General features: G+C 69.0%; 6 protein-coding genes. 2 read left to right on the top strand and 4 right to left on the bottom strand.

Features of this window, described 5'->3' with window-relative positions; all coding sequences use genetic code 11:
* The 3 genes from AC1D12_RS24480 to tyrS form a co-directional block, all read right to left on the bottom strand.
* On the bottom strand, positions 1–151 hold a 151-nt coding region (locus AC1D12_RS24480), incomplete at its 3' end, for a cation efflux transmembrane domain-containing protein (protein WP_477843428.1).
* Positions 151–489, bottom strand: a complete 339-nt coding sequence (locus AC1D12_RS24485; protein WP_477825175.1) for a DUF5329 family protein — start codon at positions 487–489, stop codon at positions 151–153. The genes AC1D12_RS24485 and AC1D12_RS24480, both read right to left, overlap by 1 nt.
* A 26-nt stretch (positions 490–515) precedes the next feature.
* Positions 516–1,742 carry a tyrosine--tRNA ligase gene (gene tyrS, locus AC1D12_RS24490; RefSeq protein WP_047506393.1) on the bottom strand — a complete coding sequence of 409 codons (1,227 nt, stop codon included), beginning with the start codon at positions 1,740–1,742 and terminating at the stop codon, positions 516–518.
* A 246-nt stretch (positions 1,743–1,988) separates the two neighbouring features.
* Here tyrS and AC1D12_RS24495 point away from each other — a divergent pair, with 246 nt between their 5' ends.
* Together AC1D12_RS24495 and AC1D12_RS24500 are read left to right on the top strand one after the other, a co-directional pair.
* Positions 1,989–3,368 carry a M23 family metallopeptidase gene (locus tag AC1D12_RS24495; RefSeq protein WP_477825176.1) on the top strand — a complete coding sequence of 460 codons (1,380 nt, stop codon included), beginning with the start codon at positions 1,989–1,991 and terminating at the stop codon, positions 3,366–3,368.
* A gap of 64 nt (positions 3,369–3,432) precedes the next feature.
* On the top strand, positions 3,433–4,557 hold the full coding sequence (locus AC1D12_RS24500; RefSeq protein WP_477843426.1) for an anhydro-N-acetylmuramic acid kinase: 1,125 nt from the start codon (positions 3,433–3,435) through the stop codon (positions 4,555–4,557).
* Between the two features lie 47 nt (positions 4,558–4,604).
* Here AC1D12_RS24500 and erpA read toward each other — a convergent pair whose 3' ends face one another.
* Positions 4,605–4,982: an iron-sulfur cluster insertion protein ErpA gene (erpA, locus tag AC1D12_RS24505; RefSeq protein WP_047506389.1), complete on the bottom strand. Its 378-nt coding sequence runs from the start codon at positions 4,980–4,982 to the stop codon at positions 4,605–4,607.
* Positions 4,983–4,987 lie beyond the last annotated feature (5 nt).

Raw genomic sequence — 4,987 nt, forward strand, 5'->3', positions numbered from 1 at the left:
GCGCGAACAGCGCCGAGACCAGGTTGACCAGCGACTCCATCGCGTCCGACAGCAGGCCGACCGAGCCGGTGACCCACCAGGCCCCCGTCTTCAGCGCGATGGTGGCGAGCGCCGCGACCACCGACAGGCGCAGCAGTGCCTCGACACCCATCAGCGGTCCATGCGCTGGAGTTCGTCGCCGAGGAACTGCGCCGCAGGGATGCTGCGGCCGTCGGCGAAACGGATCAGGTAGGGCTGGCCGCTGGTGCTGGAGCGGCTCGCGATCTCGTCGATGAACTGCCGCGCGGTCGTGACGTGCTCGCCCATCTTGTCGAACTTGCCGCGCAGGAACTTCGCCGCATCGGCCGGCGAATAGGCGCTGCCGTTGCGGACGAACTTCAGGTCCTTCTGGGCACCGACCCAGGCGATCAGGCGCTCGATGCGCGCGCGCTCGGCCTCGGACGGCGCGGCCTGCGCACCCGCCAGGAACACGCCTGCCGCCAGGCTCACGAGAACGCTGCGCCGCCGCATCGCGATCAGCCCAGCGTGACGCGCGCGAACTTGCGCTTGCCGACCTGCACGACGTAGGTGCCGGCGTTCAGCTTCAGGCCCTTGTCGCTGATGACGTCGCCGTCGACGCGCACGCCGGAGCCTTCGATCAGCCGGCCGGCCTCGCTGGTGGACGGCGCGAGCCCCGCCTGCTTCAGCAGCGCGGTGATGCCCAGCGGCGCGCCCGACAGCGCGATCTCGTCGATCACGTCGGGGATGCCGCCCTTCGCGCGGTTGTTGAAGTCGGCCTCGGCCGCGTCGGCCGCCGCCGCGCTGTGGAAGCGGGTGGTGATCTCCTTCGCGAGCAGCACCTTCGCATCCTTCGGGTTGCGCCCGCCGTCGACCTCGGCCTTCAGCGCCGCGACCTCGGCCTCCGGGCGGAAGCTCAGCAGCGTGAAGTACTTCCACATCATCGTGTCGCTGATCGACAGGATCTTCGCGAACATGTCGTTCGGCGCATCGGTGATGCCGATGTAGTTGTTCTTGCTCTTCGACATCTTGTCGACGCCGTCCAGCCCTTCGAGCAGCGGCATCGTCAGGATGCACTGCGGCTCCTGGCCGTACTCGCTCTGCAGCGCGCGGCCCACCAGCAGGTTGAACTTCTGGTCGGTGCCGCCGAGCTCGAGGTCGCTCTTCAGCGCGACCGAGTCGTAGCCCTGCATCAGCGGGTACAGGAACTCGTGCACGCTGATCGGCGTGCCGGCCTTGAAGCGCTTCGTGAAATCGTCGCGCTCCATCATGCGGGCCACCGTGTAGCGCGATGCCAGCTGGATCATGCCGCGCGCGCCCAGCGGATCGCTCCACTCGGAGTTGTAGCGGATCTCGGTGCGGCTCTCGTCCAGCACCAGCGCGGCCTGGCGGTAGTAGGTCTGCGCGTTGGCCTCGATCTGCTCGCGGGTGAGCGGCGGGCGGGTGTTGTTGCGCCCGGACGGGTCGCCGATCATCGACGTGAAGTCGCCGATCAGGAAGATCACCGTGTGCCCCAGGTCCTGCAGCTGGCGCATCTTGTTCAGCACCACGGTGTGGCCGATGTGGATGTCGGGCGCGGTCGGATCCAGCCCGAGCTTGATGCGCAGTGGCACGCCGGTTGCTTCAGAGCGTGCAAGCTTGTTCAGCCACTCGCCCTCGGGTAACAGCTCGTCACAGCCCCTCAATGACACCGCCAGCGCCTCGCGCGTGCGGTCGGTGATCGGAAAAGGCGGCTGGGCGGACATGGTTTTCGGGGCCGGTTGCAGAACGAACTTGTGGGGGTATTCCGGGAATAGTGCCGGAAACAATGGCGCGGAAGTCGGTGGCTATACTGCGCCGCTTCCGGGTGCCGGCCCCATCGAAGACAGGGGCCCGCAAGCGACCGCGATTCTAGTGGACGCCTGCAGGCAGCAAGACAGACCCAGAGCGCGGCGTCCGATGGCGGTGTGCTTGCAGACAGGGCTTCACCGCCCTTCACAGCAGTGAACTCGTTGGATTCTCTCGATCACGCGCTGGCCTCGGCCGGCACCTCCACCCAGCGCTTCGTCCACCGCCACCCGCGCACGCTCGCCGGCACTGTGGTCGCGCTGTTGATGGGCGCGGGCGTCACCGCCTTCGCCATCGCGCCGATGGCCCCCGATGCATCCGACCTGCCGCGCCGCGTGGTGACGGAAAGCGTCACCCCCGAGGATGTCGGATCGCAGCTGGAGGCGCTGGCCAGCCACGACTTGTCGCTCTACCGCAGCGACCTGACCCGCAACGCCGACACCGCCGACAGCCTGTTGCGCCGCGTCAACGTGACCGATGTCGCAGCCGCCGCGTTCCTGCGCAGCGACAAGACGGCCCGCCTGCTGCTCGAAGGGCGCGCCGGCAAGATGGTGCAGGTGCGCAGCGACGCCTCGGGCCAGCTCGAGGAACTGGTGGCCCGCTTCCCGGCCGCCGATCCGGCGCAATGGGCGACCCATTTCTCGCGGCTCAGCGTGAAGCGCGTCGACGGCCGCTTCGAGGCCCGGGTGGAGCAGGCAGCGCTCGCGGCGCAGGTGCGGCTGGGCAGCGGCACGATCCGCAGCTCGCTGTTCGCTGCCACCGACGAGTCGCGCATCCCCGACCCGGTGGCCGTGCAGATGGCCGAGATCTTCTCGACCGACATCGATTTCCACCGCGAGCTGCGCAAGAACGACAGCTTCAGCGTCGTCTACGAGGCACTGACCGCCGACGGCGAGGTGATCACCTGGAACCAGGCCGCCGGCCGCGTGCTGGCCGCCGAGTTCGTCAGCAACGGCCGCAGCTACTCGGCCGTGTGGTTCAAGGACCCGTCCGGCAAGGGCGGCTACTTCGGCTTCGACGGCCAGAGCAAGCGCCGCGCGTTCCTCGCGAGCCCGCTGGAGTTCTCGCGCGTGACGTCCGGCTTCTCGATGCGCTTCCACCCGATCCTGCAGAGCTGGCGCGCCCACCTGGGCGTGGATTACGGCGCACCGACCGGCACCTCGGTGCGCAGCGTCGGCGACGGCGTGGTCGACTTCGCCGGCTGGCAGAACGGCTACGGCAATGTCGTGAAGATCCGCCACAGCAACGACCGCGAGACGGTGTACGCCCACCTGAGCCGCATCGACGTGAAGCGCGGCCAGCGGGTCGAACAGGGCACGCACATCGCCAACGTCGGCATGACCGGCTGGGCGACCGGGCCGCACCTGCACTTCGAGTTCAAGCTGCGCGGCCAGCAGCAGGATCCGCTGGTGGTGGCCAAGACCTCGGAAGCGATCGTGCTGACCGCCTCGGCGCAGCAGGAGCTGGCGAAGGTCACCGGCACCTGGCGCGAGCAGCTCAAGGGTGCGGAATCGCTCGCGAGCTACACCGGCGACGCCGAGTAACGCACACCGAGTAACGCACACCGAGCACGGCCCGCCGATCGCGCCGCGCGGCTACCATCGCGCGATGACCGCACATCCCACCACGGAACGCTACATCGGCCTGATGTCCGGCACCTCGCTGGACGGCGTGGACGGTGTGGTCGTCGACTTCAGCGGGCCGCGCMTGGCGGTGCTGGCGCATGCCCACCTGCCGTTCGCCGCCCATCTGCGCGAAGCGTTCATGGCGCTGCAGCGCGCCGGTGACGACGAGCTGAACCGCGCGGCCCACGCGGGCCATGCGCTGGTGCAGGTCTATGGCGGCGTCGTGAGCCTGCTGCTCGCGCAATCCGGACTCGCGGCGAAAGACATCCGGGCCATCGGTGCGCACGGCCAGACGGTCCGGCACCGCCCGGGCGACGAGGTCGCCTACACCGTGCAGGTGAACGCACCGGCCGTGCTGGCCGAGCTGACCGGCATCGACGTGGTCGCCGACTTCCGCAGCCGCGACATCGCCGCGGGCGGCCAGGGGGCCCCGCTGGTGCCGGCCTTCCATCGCGCGGTGTTCGGCCAGGCCGACCGCGCCGGCGCCGTGCTCAACATCGGCGGCATCAGCAACCTGACGGCCTGGCCCAGGCATGGCGAGTCGACGACCGGCTTCGATTGCGGGCCCGGCAACGCCTTGATGGACCACTGGTGCCAGCGCCATTGCCACCGGCCCTTCGACGCCGGAGGCGCCTGGGCGGCCTCGGGGCGGGTCGAGGCCAGCCTGCTGGCGCAGATGCATGCCGATCCGTATTTCGCGCTGACGCCACCGAAGAGCACCGGCCGCGACCTGTTCAATCCCGAATGGCTCGACGAGCAACTGTCACGCGCTGGCCATGCGTTGCGGCCGGAGGATGTGCAGGCCACGCTGTGCGAGCTGACGGCCATGGCCTGCGCCGATTCGGTCGATCGCCATGCCGGCGACGCTCAGGAGGTGCTGGTGTGCGGTGGTGGCGCCTTCAACGATCAGCTGATGGGGCGGCTGGCCGCCCTGCTGCCGCGTCGCAAGGTGGCCCGCAGCGATGAGCGCGGCCTGCCGGCCAGCGAGGTCGAGGCAGCTGCCTTCGCGTGGCTGGCGCGGGCACTTGTCCGACGCGAACCCGGCAACCTGGTGTCGGTCACCGGCGCGCGGGGCCCACGGGTGCTGGGTGCGCTCTACCCTGCCTGAAATGACGAAGGCCGCTCGAAAGCGGCCTGTCGCGGGAGCCGCAGGGCTCAGACCGAGAAGCTGGACCCGCAACCGCAGGTCGTCGTCGCGTTCGGGTTCTTGATCACGAACTGCGCGCCTTCGAGGTCGTCCTTGTAGTCGATCTCGGCACCGGCCAGGTACTGCAGGCTCATCGCGTCGATCAGCAGCGTGACGCCGTTCTTGCTCATCTGCGTGTCGTCGTCGTTGACGATCTCGTCGAACGTGAAGCCGTACTGGAAGCCGGAGCAACCGCCGCCCTGCACGAAGACGCGCAGCTTCAGCTCGGGATTGCCCTCTTCGTCGACCAGCTCCTTGACCTTGCTCGCGGCGCTGTCGGTGAACACCAGCGGCACCGGCGGCTCGCTGGAATCAAGGCTCTGGAGGTTCTCTGCAACTGCGCTCATGGGGT

The sequence above is a fragment of the Rhizobacter sp. P1_G5 genome (assembly GCF_056405435.1).

What these genes read in the sequence shown, in the direction of transcription:
- erpA (WP_047506389.1), bottom strand. Translation starts at nt 4,982, where the DNA reads ATGAGCGCAGTTGCAGAGAACCTCCAGAGCCTTGATTCCAGCGAGCCG.
- tyrS (WP_047506393.1), bottom strand. Translation starts at nt 1,742, where the DNA reads ATGTCCGCCCAGCCGCCTTTTCCGATCACCGACCGCACGCGCGAGGCG.